The 12,641-nt window shown below is 61.3% G+C and carries 14 protein-coding genes; 3 read left to right on the top strand and 11 right to left on the bottom strand.

What is annotated here, in order from left to right:
• Nucleotides 1-30: 30 nt before the first annotated feature.
• The 7 genes from LXM96_RS01725 to LXM96_RS01755 all read right to left on the bottom strand — a co-directional run bounded on the left by LXM96_RS01725 (nt 31) and on the right by LXM96_RS01755 (nt 6,949).
• Nucleotides 31-948, bottom strand: coding sequence for a LysR family transcriptional regulator (locus LXM96_RS01725; RefSeq protein WP_239996534.1), 918 nt, complete (start codon nt 946-948; stop codon nt 31-33).
• Between the two features lie 78 nt (nt 949-1,026).
• Nucleotides 1,027-1,998 carry a zinc-binding alcohol dehydrogenase family protein gene (locus LXM96_RS01730; RefSeq protein ID WP_239996536.1) on the bottom strand — a complete coding sequence of 324 codons (972 nt, stop codon included), beginning with the start codon at nt 1,996-1,998 and terminating at the stop codon, nt 1,027-1,029.
• A 29-nt stretch (nt 1,999-2,027) separates the two neighbouring features.
• Nucleotides 2,028-2,561, bottom strand: a complete 534-nt coding sequence (locus tag LXM96_RS01735) for an antibiotic biosynthesis monooxygenase (RefSeq protein ID WP_239996537.1) — start codon at nt 2,559-2,561, stop codon at nt 2,028-2,030.
• A gap of 65 nt (nt 2,562-2,626) precedes the next feature.
• Nucleotides 2,627-5,023 (bottom strand): membrane-bound PQQ-dependent dehydrogenase, glucose/quinate/shikimate family, encoded by a 2,397-nt coding sequence (locus LXM96_RS01740; RefSeq protein ID WP_239996539.1) that lies wholly within the window; start codon nt 5,021-5,023, stop codon nt 2,627-2,629.
• Between the two features lie 233 nt (nt 5,024-5,256).
• Complete coding sequence (locus LXM96_RS01745) at nt 5,257-5,610, bottom strand: putative quinol monooxygenase (RefSeq protein WP_239996540.1); 354 nt, start codon at nt 5,608-5,610, stop codon at nt 5,257-5,259.
• A gap of 64 nt (nt 5,611-5,674) precedes the next feature.
• Nucleotides 5,675-5,872: a tautomerase family protein gene (locus tag LXM96_RS01750; protein ID WP_239996542.1), complete on the bottom strand. Its 198-nt coding sequence runs from the start codon at nt 5,870-5,872 to the stop codon at nt 5,675-5,677.
• A gap of 78 nt (nt 5,873-5,950) precedes the next feature.
• Nucleotides 5,951-6,949, bottom strand: coding sequence for an alpha/beta fold hydrolase (locus LXM96_RS01755; protein ID WP_239996544.1), 999 nt, complete (start codon nt 6,947-6,949; stop codon nt 5,951-5,953).
• Between the two features lie 127 nt (nt 6,950-7,076).
• On the opposite strand from LXM96_RS01755, the gene LXM96_RS01760 reads away from it, so the two are divergent.
• The 3 genes from LXM96_RS01760 to LXM96_RS01770 all read left to right on the top strand — a co-directional run bounded on the left by LXM96_RS01760 (nt 7,077) and on the right by LXM96_RS01770 (nt 10,485).
• Nucleotides 7,077-8,000, top strand: a complete 924-nt coding sequence (locus LXM96_RS01760; RefSeq protein ID WP_239996546.1) for a LysR family transcriptional regulator — start codon at nt 7,077-7,079, stop codon at nt 7,998-8,000.
• Between the two features lie 197 nt (nt 8,001-8,197).
• Entirely contained in the window at nt 8,198-10,156 is a 1,959-nt protein-coding gene (locus tag LXM96_RS01765; RefSeq protein ID WP_239996547.1) for a DNA cytosine methyltransferase, read from the top strand.
• Between the two features lie 119 nt (nt 10,157-10,275).
• Nucleotides 10,276-10,485 carry a heavy-metal-associated domain-containing protein gene (locus LXM96_RS01770; protein ID WP_239996549.1) on the top strand — a complete coding sequence of 70 codons (210 nt, stop codon included), beginning with the start codon at nt 10,276-10,278 and terminating at the stop codon, nt 10,483-10,485.
• 39 nt (nt 10,486-10,524) lie between these two features.
• Here the strand turns inward: LXM96_RS01770 and LXM96_RS21810 are convergent, their stop codons facing one another.
• The 4 genes from LXM96_RS21810 to LXM96_RS01780 form a co-directional block, all read right to left on the bottom strand.
• Nucleotides 10,525-11,061: a cytochrome c gene (locus LXM96_RS21810; protein WP_394801868.1), complete on the bottom strand. Its 537-nt coding sequence runs from the start codon at nt 11,059-11,061 to the stop codon at nt 10,525-10,527.
• Nucleotides 11,062-11,509: 448 nt separating this feature from the next.
• The gene (locus LXM96_RS21540) at nt 11,510-11,641 is read right to left on the bottom strand and encodes a hypothetical protein (RefSeq protein ID WP_262913444.1); all 132 of its coding nucleotides are present in this window, start codon (nt 11,639-11,641) and stop codon (nt 11,510-11,512) included.
• Between the two features lie 103 nt (nt 11,642-11,744).
• Entirely contained in the window at nt 11,745-12,095 is a 351-nt protein-coding gene (locus LXM96_RS01775; RefSeq protein ID WP_317208185.1) for a DUF305 domain-containing protein, read from the bottom strand.
• 203 nt (nt 12,096-12,298) lie between these two features.
• The gene (locus LXM96_RS01780; RefSeq protein ID WP_239996551.1) at nt 12,299-12,631 is read right to left on the bottom strand and encodes a four-helix bundle copper-binding protein; all 333 of its coding nucleotides are present in this window, start codon (nt 12,629-12,631) and stop codon (nt 12,299-12,301) included.
• Nucleotides 12,632-12,641 lie beyond the last annotated feature (10 nt).

Genomic DNA, 12,641 nt, shown 5'->3' on the forward strand with positions numbered 1-12,641 from the left:
AGAGAGGGATTGCTTCCAAATCGGACGCAATCAAACCCATCCTTCATCCCACTTCGGTTGCCCTTTGAAGGCGGCGGCCAGAAAGTCGACGAGGACCCGCACCTTCAACGCGAGGTGACGGCCGGGCGGATAGACAGCATAGAGGCCCCGCGGCTCATCCTCGTACTCGGCCAGAACAGATCTGAGTTTGCCTGCCCTCAGACTATCGCCCGCAACAAAACTCGGTACACGGGCTATGCCCAGTCCCGCCTCGGCCGCCGCAAGGCAGGCTCCGGCGTTGGAGAAATGGAGCCGGCCTTTGACCTCAGTGGCGATCGCCTGTTCCCTGTCGACGGTTCTGAACCGCCATGATGTCGGATCACGGAAATTGGAATCGACGATACAACGATGTTCAACGAGATCGCTCGGATGAACGGGTAGCTTTTGAGCATCGAGATAGGAGGGCGCGGCAACGAGGACGATGCGTATCGCTCCCAGCTTCTTCGCCATGAGGCTACTGTCGGCGGGCTGGCCTATCCGGATTGCAGCATCATAGCCTTCATCCACGAGACCGACGAGGCGGTCGGAAAAGCTGACGTCGAGTTGAATATCAGGAAAGGCTGTGGCGAACGAGATCAGGACGGGCGCCAACTGCACGGTGCCGAAGGTAACCGGCGCCGTTATCCGAAGCCTGCCCGTCGGCGCTCCGGATGCACTGCGGACCGACGCGTCGAGCAGATCAAATTCCTCGATGATGGCCTTTATGCGCTCGTAGTAGGCACGCCCGACCTCCGTCAGGGCCAATGCCCGAGTGGTCCGCGTGAGAAGCTGGACGCCGAGTTCCTTTTCTAGCCGGGAGACCAGTTTCGATGCTTGGCCCGTGCTAGTCCCGAGACGAGCTGCCGCTGCTGCGAAGCTTCCTGTTTCGATCACTGCGGCGAACATGCGGTCGCATTCGAGGCGGTCCAAGTCATTCGTTCCTTGCTTTGAATGTGCGTCGAGTCTGCGGCCAGTGTAGCTTGATCGGTGAGCGTCGGCGAGCGAGCCTCAGGTCACCAGGATGACGATCTTGCCTCCCGCAGCGTTCGATTCCATGCAGCGATGAGCTTCAACGATCTCGTCGATCTGGAAGGTAGGACCGAGCGCGATGGTGAGCTTTCCGGATGAGACGTCGTCGACGATGCTCTGAAAGGGCATCTCCATAAAGTCTTCCGGTTCGCCGCTATATGCGGTCAACGCCACGCGGTTCGGAATGTCGTCCATCGGCGCGAAATGTTCCAGCGACCATTGGCTCCCGACGATGCCGACCATCGAAACAAGCCCTCCGCGAGCTGCGCATCTCAAGGAGTCCCGAAGCGTCGAGGTGCCGATCAGTTCGAGCACCTTGTCGTAGCGTGCCGGTCCGTCAGACAGTGCTCCGTCGTCGATACGCGTCTCCCGCGCGCCCAGCTCCTGCAGCATTGCAAGCCGCTTCTCGCTGCGGGACGTGGCGGTGACATGAGCGCCTTGGCGTCTGGCCAAGGCGATGGCTGCCATTCCGACCGACGTGGTCCCGCCTCGGACGAGCAGCCGGTCGTGGGGTTTCAGATCGAGCGAAGAGAATAGAGCGCCCCAGGCCGTCTGCATCATCTCCGGCAGGGCACCCAGGACGTTCCATGGGAGGGCCGTCTCAACCTTCCGAACCTGACCGGCGGGGACACAGGTGAACTCGGCATATCCCCCGTCGAACTGCCTGCCCATGCCGCCCATCACCGTTGCTACGGTATCTCCCTTTCGAAACTCTCCACCCGGCGCATCGTCGACCACACCCACGGCCTCGATGCCGAGCACGCGTGGAAAGGTGACGCTGGGCGAATGTCCCTGCCGCGTGAACAGCTCGGATCTGTTAAGGCCGAACGCCTTCACCGCGATCCGCACCCAACCTGCCCGAGGAACAGGAACTGGCCACTGCTCCACCCTGAGGACCTCCGGCCCTCCGGGTTTCCGGATCACGACCGCCGTCATCGTCTGCGTCGACATCGCCATTCCTCAGTTTCGGCTCGATAGCCTCAGCGTTTGACCCACCATCCGAGCCACCGTAGGAGGCGGGGCATCACGATCCAGTACATGGCCAGCACGATCAGGGCGGTGACGATCATCATTCTTGGAATGTATGGCAGATCGGTGAGAAGCGGAAACAGGAATGCGACGGCAAGAGAGGCCAGCGGGAATATGCCCATCCATGTGAGGACGGCCATTCGCCATCTGGCAGGCTGCTTTTCTCCCTCCAGGCCCGTTGCCGAGAACCACAGGTCGGATGTGTTGAAAACCCTGTATTCCGGATCGTGGTCCGCAACTTCCCTCAGACGGTCGTGCCACTCCGCGGACTCTTTCGAGTGCCGCCAGGTATCCAGAGCGGCCTGTGTGGTGAAGCACTGAACGATGTGGAACTCTTCGCCATCTACCCGCGGCGGTATCACGGTCGAGAACAGGTAGCCGGGCGTTCTGGAGCAGTCGGCAAGCATGCCCCGTACGAGCTGCTCGTACTGACGCTCCTGACCAGGATTGGCGCGGCGGTGGACAATGCGTGTGACTTGAACCATTTGGAACCTGCTTTCGATAAAGGAAATGCCGCAGGACCTAGATGACGTCCTGCGGCAGCTTTCATTTATTGCTTCTTCGGCAGAGCGAAGGCGATGATGTAGTCGCCGCAGTCCGGAGCTGCCCGCGAACCGTGCACCGTGACGACCACGTATTGGCGGCCGTCCTCCGGCGAGGTGAACACGAGAGGCGTGGAACCGGCGCCTACCGGGAGCGGGCTTTTCCAAACCTCTTCGCCGGTCAGCACATCGATCGCTCTCAGATAGTAGTCCGAGGTGGCGGAGAAGAAGACTAGACCCGACGCTGTAGGAACAGCGCCGCCGAGCGTCGGCATTCCCAACTCGATCGGCATGTGCGTCTTGATACCGAGCGGGCCGAACTGCTCCGGCGTGCCAAGAGAGCGGTGCCACAGCATCTTCTGCGTTTTCATGTCGATTGCGGCCATGGTGCCGAATGGCGGCGTCGTGCGGGGAACGCCGAGGAAGGACTGGACCATGCCTCGCTCCGCTCCGTAAGGCGTTTCGCTCATGGGAACGACGCCGCCGGTGCTGTGGGAGCCCTTGCCGCTCTCCTTCGTGCGCCGGATTTCGTCTTCGCGCGACAGCAGGCGGCCCTTCATGGCGACCCGCATGTCATTGACGATCATGACGTCATGACGTTTGTCGATCGCCTGCCCACCCCAGTTGGTCGTGCCGTACCACGATGGGTTCTGGAGGTACCACTGCAACTGAGGCGGCGTATAGTCTCCGACGTAGTACAGGCTCTTGAACTGGATGCGACAGTAGAGCTGGTCGATCGGAGTGATGCCCCACATTGTCGCCTCGGTGAGAACGGCATCCCGCATCGACGGCATGCCGACCGAATATGGCTGGGTCGGTGAGAGCCGCTCGCCGGGGACACCCTCCGTCGGGACCGGTCGCTCCTCGACTGCGGTGATCGGCTCGCCGGTGCGGCGGTCGAGGATGAAGATCTCTCCGTTCTTCCCCGCCTGGATAAGCGCCGGCGTGCGACCGCCCTGCCCGTCGGGCATGTCGTAGAGCACAGGCTTGGAGGGTAGGTCGAAGTCCCAGACGTCATGATGAACCAGTTGGAACGCCCAGCGCTCCTCTCCCGTCGTTGCATCGACCGCGACCACGGAAGTGCCAACCCGTTCGGTCGCCTCCGACCGCTGGCCGCCAAAGAGGTCCGGCGTTCCACCCCCGGTCGGCAGATAGACCATGTTGAGTTCTGGATCATAGGTGGGAGTAGCCCACATGTTCGGCGTGCTGCGGGTGTAGCTCTCGCCCTCGGCCGGTGGGTTCGGCTGACCCGGACGGCCGACGTCCCATGCCCAGGCGAATTCACCAGTCACCGCGTTGAAGGCACGCACGACGCCCGATGGCTCGTCGGCCGACTGGTTGTCCATGACCCAGCCACCGATGATCAGATTCTCCCCCGCGAGGAGGGGTCCCGACGTCGGGTTGTAGAAGCCAGGAATGACAGCTCCCATGCCGGTAGCGAGAAACACAGTTCCGTTGTCGCCAAAGGAGGGAACCGGAGACCCGGTGGCGGCATCGAGCGCGATCAGCCTCATGTCTCCAGTGGTAACGTAGAGCCTACGTTTACCTGGAGCGTTGTCGGCCAGTCCCGGCACTTCGTAGTAAGCGAGAGAGCGGCAACGCATCCAGCCTGCGGTATCGCCGGGGTTGACGCCCGGATCGAAGTGCCAGAGCTGCTCGCCGGTATCGCCACGCACCGCGAATACCTGGTTGGTAGCCGTACACGGATAGAGCGTGTTTCCGATCTGAAGCGGGGTGTTCTGGTTCTCGCGACCGTTGCCGCCGGGATCACCGGTGTGGAAGGTCCACGCGACTTCAAGCTGGCTGACATTGTCATGGGTAATCTGCGTATCCGGCGCGAATTGCTCGCCGGTCGTGGTGCGGCCGAAGCCGACCCAGTTCGCGGGCTCGTTCGCGGGGTCGTAGTCGGCCGCGACTTCGGCTTCATAGCTCGGCTTGACCAGCCAGATCGGTCCGAAGGCACTGATGAATGCAAGCAGGACCCCGACGGCGAGGACGCCGGCCGTTCCGTAGGATATCGGACGAACATGCCCGATCCTTTCCGCACCAGAAAGCTTCGGCATGCAGAGCGCAATCAGAAGTCCCAGAACTGCGAACATCCCGAGGCGCGCGGCAAGCGGCCAGAAGTGGAAACCGACCTCCCAGAGAGCCCAGGCAATGGTCACGAGGAAGAACGCGAAGTAGACATAGCCGGCACGGGCATCGGCCCGAAGGAGCAGAATTGCGGTTGCGAGAAGTGCTGCTCCGGCGGGAAGGTAATAAAGCGACCCCCCAAGCGACAGAAGCTGAATCCCACCATAGATGAAGTAGCCGCCCACGATGGCGGAAACGACGCCGACGAGGGAGGCGCATATTCGCGGCCCTGCTCCAACGGGGGCTGCGCTCGTTCTGAAAGTCTCTGACATGATATCTCCTTGGATCGTCCATCGGAGCCGCCCGTTTGTCGGCTCTCCGGTCCTTCCAAGGCGGGTAGTCGAGACGTACTCCCTTCCGCGACGGCGGGCGTCAGTCCGGCAGAAGCGGAAAGGCTGGAGGCAGCGACGAGGTGTCAGGCGGATGTGCTAGCGCCGAAATGTCGCACGATAAATCGCCCCGGAGGCTACCGAGTGTATCCTGCGGAGCAACAATCGGTTGCTACTTAGTTATGGAGGCCGACGAGCGGCGTCAGATATACGGCCCCGAAGTCATCCAGCTTGTTGCGGATGTCGAGGGTTGTCTCTCCGTACACATACAGCGCCTTGATCTGAGCCAGCGCCAGGAATCGCTGCGCATAAGGCGCGAAGGTCTCGTTGATGTGAGGCAGCACAGCATCGGCCTGGTAGCGCTCGACGATATGGATTTCGGTCTCATCGGCTGCGTTGATGGCGTATTCGTAGATCACGGTGCCGGTCTCCCGGCGCGCGTCAGCGACGATGTCGTTGATCAAGGATTTGAATTCGCCCAGATGATCGGGCTCCACCGCGAGGTGGAAGACACAGGTGATATGATTCATCGACATTTCCGTTCGTGGAGGGGGTGGAAGAGGACCAAGGTTCCTTGGCCCTCTTGTCGAAGGTTCAGGCTTTCTCGACTTCCTCCCCGAAAAGCTTGCCGGCGCCAGCCCAGTTCGACGGCGCGATGTCTTCGAACAGGACGTAGATGTAGTTCGGATCGGTTCCGGTGTTCTTGACGATGCTCCCGGTGATTTCGGCTGCGACAGCCTTCTTCGCCTTGGCGTCCTTACCGTCAAACCAGCTTACGCGTACAACAGGCATGCTATCTCTCCTTCGTTAGTCCGGCGGCGCCGGGAACGTTCGTTGTGGTGGTTATGGGGTCGAGGCTGGCCTTTGAGGTCAGCGTTCCAGGAACGACGTGAGGTCGTTCGTGAACTTGATCGGGTTCTTGAACATCAGGAAGTGGTCCCCCTGCTCGTCCGATGTGTAGCTGTAGAGGGTGGCGTCCGGGATGGTGGATGCAGCCCACCGCTGGCTCAGCAGATTGGTGCTCTCCTCGCCCGAGAAGATCGCAACGGGAACGTCAATCTTGTGCGCAATGACGTCGCGCCAATCGTTGGTGACGTGGTCGAACAGGACGCGTCTGATCGCTTCCGGCTCCGTCTTCACGAACTCGCTGGCGAAGGCGCCGGAATTCACGAAGTACGGCGAGTCCTTGAGCATCGAGCGTTCAAGCGCCTTCAGATCGGTGACAAGGCTGTTGAGCGGTGCGCCTGCCGTGTATCCTGCGACCATCCGCTCGGCGCTCGTAGTGGTGCCGCCAGCATCGAGACGCTCCTGCTCCGACCAGTCGGAATGGGAGTAGATCGAGATCGGCTCGTCGACGAACACTGCCTTGCGGATTGTCTTCGTGCCGAAGAGGTCAATGTAGCTCCAGATCACGGAAGCGCCCATCGACCATCCGCTGAAGTTCGCCTCCTCGATCCCGAGGTGATCGACCAATTCCTTGAGGTCGGCTCCGAACCGGGAAATCCGCGATCCGTACTCGACCTTCTCGGATAGACCTTGGTTGCGGGGATCCAAAACGATCACCCGGTACTTCTGCGCGAGCAGGTACATGACGTTGACGTATTCGGCACCGTTCGCGGACCAGCCCGGCACGAAGATCAGGGTTTCGCCCTCTCCGGCTTCCCAGTAGGACAGCGTAACGCCGTCGCGCGTGTCGAAGGTGTTGATCTGCAGACCCTGGAAGTCCGACAGCTTCCTTGGCATTCCTTCAATCTTGTTGGGGAACTCAAAGTCCTTGCCCAGCACCTCGAGTGCCGGGGCGGCCAGAACCATCGAGGTGGAAATCGCCAACGACGCCACGGTGAGCACAAATCTGGATAAAAATCGCATCCCAGCTCCTTGGGCGACCAGGCCTTACCGACGGCCACCATCTGTTTGATCTGCCGTGGAAGATAATGTAGACCTTGAAGCAGATAAACATCGCGGTGGGATACGTTGCGTAGCCTGAAGGGATACAATGGCACAGCTTGAGCAACTGGATGGAGTGATCGCGTTCGTTGAAGCCGTAAGCCTCTCAAGCTTCACGGCGGCGGCAGAAAAGCTCGGGATCACCAAGTCGGCCGTCGGGAAAAGCGTCGCGCGGCTGGAGGCTCGTCTCGGCGTCAAGCTCCTCCATCGCACAACCCGGCGTCTCACTCTGACGCCGGACGGCGAGGCCTACTATGCAAGCTGCAGACACGCCCTCGAGGAGATTGGGGCAGCGGAATCTGCCCTGGCGGCCACAAGTCAGGCGCTTACGGGCCGATTGCGGATCGATGCACCAGTTGCCTGGGGACGGCAGTTCCTCCTACCCATCCTGACAGGGATCGCCAAAAAGCATCCGGGTCTCACATTGTCCTTGTCGCTAGCGGACCGCATTATCGATCCGGTGGAGGAAGGTGTGGATCTCGCGATCCGCTTCGGAGAAAGCAAGGACACCAGCAACCTCGTCATGCGCAAGCTGACCGAGCAACGGACCTGCATCTTCGCTTCACCGGACTATTTGGCCGTAAGGGGGCACCCCACGACGATCGAGGATCTCCAGCATCACGACGGCATCGTAGGTTTCCGAAGGGATATTCCGGCGACCTGGCGGGTGACGGCGCCGAACGGAACGGTGGAGCGCATCCTCCCGCGCGTCACCCACGAGATCGGGGATGGTGCCGCCATCGTCGACGCGGCCGTCGCAGGGCTTGGCGTGGCTCAGATGCCGATATCGATCGTGGCGGATCACATCGCAAACGGACGGCTGGTTCCGCTGCTGGAGGATGCAACGGACGTCAACGTCGGCATCTACGCGGTGTGGCCGGCCAGCCGGCATCTGCTGCCTAGAGTACGGCATGTCGTCGAGGTGCTGGTCGAGGAAGGCAAACGAGGTGACCTAGGCGCTCCGGGTAAATGACCGCCCTTCTTAAGAGGCTGCAAACCCTAACTTCTTGTTGAGCCCGTCATCGGCGGCATAAGCGTCCGTCACCGTTGCTGTTTCGTTAAGGCTGGCCAACCCGCGAATCCTATGGGTTCCGCTAGGATTTTACCGATCCGCTTACCGGTGCCGAAAGATCCGATACCCTATGAAGCGTCCCAGAAGGGGACACTCTCATGGCGACGGACATCGACATCAAGGCACAGGCGCTCTCGTCCGCCCGGACACGGATCCTTGCTCTCCAGGAGCAGATGACGGAGCGCGTCCTGGCAATGGCGGCGGAAGTCGAAAAGCTGATGGACGTCGTCTCCGCGACGGAGGCGAAGGCTTTCCTCAAGGCGCGATGCAACCTGCCCGCCGTCGAACTGTCGACCTATGTGGGATTCGAGAAGGCCCTGAAGGGAGCGGAAGAAGTCCTGCGAACCGGGCGAGTATCCTTCCCGGTCGTGAAGGCGCTCGTCGCGGCGGACGCTGACACGCGTGAGGACGTTCTCGCTCGGATCGCGGCGGGGGCGCAGATCGATACGCGGGACGTCTCTGCCATCAAGAAGCGGCTGCAGGAGTACAAGCTCACGGTGGCGGAAGTCCTCGCTGCCAGGAATCGGAAGGCCGTCGCGGCCGCGGCACGCAAGCGCGCGAAGGCTTCGGTGACCTCCTTCGAACAGAAGGTGTCCTCGCTCGTCGACGACTTGCAAGCGATCTATCGCAGGCGGCTGCCGGAATCCGCAGTGGTACGGAACGGCCTCCAGCACCAAGCGGGCGAACTGCTGATTGAGTTCGAATCCATATTCGGAAACGATCACCCTGCCCTTCCGGACCTGCCACTGAACTCTGCAGGACATCAGGTCGCTGTCGCGTGGCATGCACTGCGGAAGGTGAAGGAGGGCGGTTTCGGCTCCGACCAGACCTTCGAACTCCAGGACGGCGACCACGGCCCGAGAATGATCTCCCCCTTGCAGGCACTGACCGGACGGGTTTCTCCTGTGTTTGGGTTACGTAAACGGACGGGCCTTACGGGCCTTCCTCCTGAGCGATACCGCCTGAAGGCTCTTGAACTATGTGCGGGCGCAGGGGGCATGGCACTAGGACTGGAGCGGGCAGGATTCCAGCACGTGGCGCTCATCGAGTACGACAAGAACGCGGCGGCCACCCTTCGCAAGAACCGGCCGGACTGGAACGTGGTGCAGGCCGACGTCCGCAAGATCGACTTCACCCGGTACCGCAAGCAGGGGATCGACCTTCTCGCGGGCGGTCTCCCGTGCACGCCCTACACTACGGTCGGCGAACGCAAGGGAAGAAAGGACGAGGACGATCTTCTGATGGAAGGCGTCCGGGCGGTGAAGCAGGCGCAGCCTAAGGCGTTCATCTTCGAGAACGTTGAGGGCCTCCTGCACAGTGCTCATTCGGACCACGTGGCGGAGGCCCTTCGAAAGCTGATGAAGGCGGGCTGCCAAACGGAAATCCACCGGATCAACGCGCGGGATTTTGGCGTCGCACAGGACCGGTCGCGAATCCTGATCGTAGGCGTTCGCAAGGAGTTTGCAGGCGCCTTCAGGATGCCGCCACGGATGCCGGAGATAGCGACGAACATCGGTGACGCACTGGCGGACCTGATGAGCGCGAACGGGTGGTCGGGCGCTCGAGCCTGGGTTCAAACGATGCGCGAGCAGCCTTTCCATGACCGGTTCGGAAACCTTGTCCAGAAGGGAGCGCTGTCGGCCACCATGCGCGGGCGGCAGGGGGTCGGTCGAGAAAAGGAAGACGCCCGCTGGAAGAGGAACGGGTTCACATATGCCCCGATCCCGAAGTCGGCGCCGACGGACGAGGATGCTGCGAAGGAAGGATTCGTGCCAGGCCTGACGCTTCCGATGCGAGCGAGGCTGCAGGATTTCCCGGACCAGTGGAAATTCGTCGGCGGCGTCGGAAGCGTTGCACAGCAGATCGAAAATGCGGTTCCGGTGCGGGTAGCACAGGCGGTGGGGTTGGCGATGTTTTCGGCGCTACGGGGGATGCAGTTCGATCTGGTGGCCCTGCTTCGCAGGCCAGGGTCAGGAATGGTCGGTCAACTGATTATCCAACCGCCCTCCCTTGCGATCGATGCCGAGTCTACAAAAGCCATGGCACCAGTAGTCTAAGGGAAAAGGAGGTAGTCTCTAGAAAGAGTTCTACGACCGCCACTTCCAAGAATCCTCCTATTGACCCTCCCATGGTGGGAAGGACCACCTTCTCTCTGTCACATCGACAGGAGCATGAAATGTATCAATTCGAAGTACCCAAAATGGCGTGCGGACACTGTGCCGGGGCGGTCAAGAATGTCATCAAAAGGGTGGACTCAGCGGCATCGACCGAGTTCGACCTGTCCAACAGAAAAGTGACGGTGGGGACTTCGGTTTCGCCGGAGGCGGTAGTGGCCGCGCTGACGTCAGCAGGCTATCCGGCGACGTTCCGGGAGCTGTTGGCCTAATTCAGCCATCTCGGCAGTCGTAGGTGAAGGAGAACGGCTCTACGGCGTCGGCTGCCGGAACCGCTGGTGACAGGAGGTGCATGTTTGGAGCATCATGTGGAACGCGTGTTCGGCAGGAACCGCGGCCGCGTCGCGAGACGCGTCCGCCCTGCGCCCGAAAGGGCTGCCCAGGAGCATGCTCCCCCTCATCCTGGTGTCCGATCCAAGTTGGCGAGGGTTGTGATCCGCCGCCACGCCGAGGGCTGACGCATAAATTTCAAGGTCCATGGCAAGCCGGCCGAACTCCGCCGCGGATGCCGCAATGGCTTCGGTTTCGGCTTTTGAATCCCCTGTTGGCGGCTCGTTTAGGAAGCTCTTTACAAGCCGGTCCCCTGAGCGGATCCGGATTGCTTCGGCAGCCGCTTTGAACTCCTCCTGGCTGTAAGGCCGCCGACCGCTGAAAAGTTCTTCGATAACCTTGGACGCGTCCGCCATTGACTTCATGTCAAGCTGACGCTCCCAGGCAGGGGCAGCCATCGCTGCTAGTCCTGCAAAAAGCAGGCCGGCAGTAGACACGATTGTTCTTGGCATTCTCATCTTGGGGAGGCCTCCAGAGAAGGTATCGTGCCGGGCGGCGGGGCCGACCACCGACGCCCGTTCCGCCCGTCCGTCCTAGCGCGCGCACTCGATATATCCGCGGTATCCGATTCGTAGTTGATGTCCGATTTTGAAGATCATCTCCGCCTCCACGGGTCCGAACCTCGGGTCTCCTTCGGGGCTTCGTCGAAAGCCTCACTGGAGGATCCTCTGCGGTGACGCTACCCTCAGAGACGGCTGCCCTCAACTCGAGCATCTTTCCGTTCAGGTTCATCGCCGCCGTGGTCGGTCCGTCGTCCGCACCCACAGCAAGCACAGGTTTTCCGGCTTTCGTATACCGGAAGGTGCACGCCGGAGAACTCCAAGCACCATCGCATCTCCGCACCCACCATGGTGGCGGGATCGAGCGACGGCACATCGGCGCCTGACACGGCGTCGCCGGCGGCAACTACCGGTGCCGGTCTGCGGTCCTTGGATTGTTGACCACATCGACCGGCTCGGCGCTCTCTCCACATCCGGCAAGAACAGCGGGAGCCGCCAAGGCGACTACCTTGATGGTCATAGACAGCGTCCTGGTCATCAGTCCCGCTCCTCCAGATCATTGATGAGATACTTCATCTCGGCAATCTCCCGCTCCTGCGCCTCAATGATCTCGTCAGCCAGCTTGCGCACGCGTGGGTCCGTTAGCGAGCGCGTTCGCTGGTCATGATGGCGATGGAGTGGTGAGGTATCATGGCGCTCATGTAGTCGCCATCGTCGACCGTCGCCTGCCCTCGGACAAGCCACAGGGACAGGGCGAAGACGGCGACGGAGCCCCCGAAGATGGCCATGTTTAACATTCTGTTCTTGTACATGCCCAGCATGAAGGCCAACATGATGACCGACATCGTCGCTCCCATCACTAGAGCCATCCACGCTCGGGTCTCGCTCCAGAACACGTGCTCGAGAGCGTAGGTGTTGAGGTATATCAGTCCGTACATCACCACCGTCGAGGTCGCGATCATGGCGGCGAAGCGCCAATAGGACATTCCCATTGTGTCGTCTCCTGCTTTTGGGATGAGCTACTGCCCGGCCCGCGGCCGCCCTCCCGTCGCCAATAAAGGCATGACTGCTGGAGCATCGCTGCCGGAGCCGGTTCAGGACATCGGTAATGTTTCAGATGTTCTCGACGCCGTGGCCTGCGCCGAAGAAAGACACGCGGCAGGGCGAGACGTGTTCCGCCTCCCCTGCCAACGTATCAGGCGGCCATTTTCCGGCAGCTTTCGGCGCACCTGCGGCAGGCATCCACGCAGGCCTGCATGTCTCCGACACGCTCGCAGTCATCCGCGCACTGACTGCAGATCTCCGCGCACTCGCGGCACGTGTGCCTGTGGTGTTCGGTGCCGATCAGCATGAAGTGGGCAGACGTCCTGCAGATCTCCGCGCAAGCCATCATGAGCTTGAAGTGCGCCGGCTCGGTGTGTTTACCACCCATCTCCAGGCAGTGCCCCATCGCGGACGACAGGCATTCAGTGTAGCAGGCCAGGCAGTCGTCGATGCAGGCCTTCATTTCTGGTGAAACTTGATGCATGTCCTCGACC

This window comes from Rhizobium halophilum, assembly GCF_021648825.1.
Classification (GTDB): Bacteria; Pseudomonadota; Alphaproteobacteria; order Rhizobiales; family Rhizobiaceae; genus Neorhizobium; species Neorhizobium halophilum.

Bases quoted from the DNA above. Each gene is read 5' to 3' on its own strand.
- LXM96_RS01730 (WP_239996536.1), bottom strand. From the start codon at position 1,998: ATGTCGACGCAGACGATGACGGCGGTCGTGATCCGGAAACCCGGAGGG.
- LXM96_RS01735 (WP_239996537.1), bottom strand. From the start codon at position 2,561: ATGGTTCAAGTCACACGCATTGTCCACCGCCGCGCCAATCCTGGTCAG.
- LXM96_RS01740 (WP_239996539.1), bottom strand. From the start codon at position 5,023: ATGTCAGAGACTTTCAGAACGAGCGCAGCCCCCGTTGGAGCAGGGCCG.
- LXM96_RS01745 (WP_239996540.1), bottom strand. From the start codon at position 5,610: ATGAATCATATCACCTGTGTCTTCCACCTCGCGGTGGAGCCCGATCAT.
- LXM96_RS01750 (WP_239996542.1), bottom strand. From the start codon at position 5,872: ATGCCTGTTGTACGCGTAAGCTGGTTTGACGGTAAGGACGCCAAGGCG.
- LXM96_RS01755 (WP_239996544.1), bottom strand. From the start codon at position 6,949: ATGCGATTTTTATCCAGATTTGTGCTCACCGTGGCGTCGTTGGCGATT.
- LXM96_RS01760 (WP_239996546.1), top strand. From the start codon at position 7,077: ATGGCACAGCTTGAGCAACTGGATGGAGTGATCGCGTTCGTTGAAGCC.
- LXM96_RS01765 (WP_239996547.1), top strand. From the start codon at position 8,198: ATGGCGACGGACATCGACATCAAGGCACAGGCGCTCTCGTCCGCCCGG.
- LXM96_RS01770 (WP_239996549.1), top strand. From the start codon at position 10,276: ATGTATCAATTCGAAGTACCCAAAATGGCGTGCGGACACTGTGCCGGG.
- LXM96_RS21810 (WP_394801868.1), bottom strand. From the start codon at position 11,061: ATGAGAATGCCAAGAACAATCGTGTCTACTGCCGGCCTGCTTTTTGCA.
- LXM96_RS21540 (WP_262913444.1), bottom strand. From the start codon at position 11,641: ATGACCAGGACGCTGTCTATGACCATCAAGGTAGTCGCCTTGGCGGCT.
- LXM96_RS01775 (WP_317208185.1), bottom strand. From the start codon at position 12,095: ATGGGAATGTCCTATTGGCGCTTCGCCGCCATGATCGCGACCTCGACG.
- LXM96_RS01780 (WP_239996551.1), bottom strand. From the start codon at position 12,631: ATGCATCAAGTTTCACCAGAAATGAAGGCCTGCATCGACGACTGCCTG.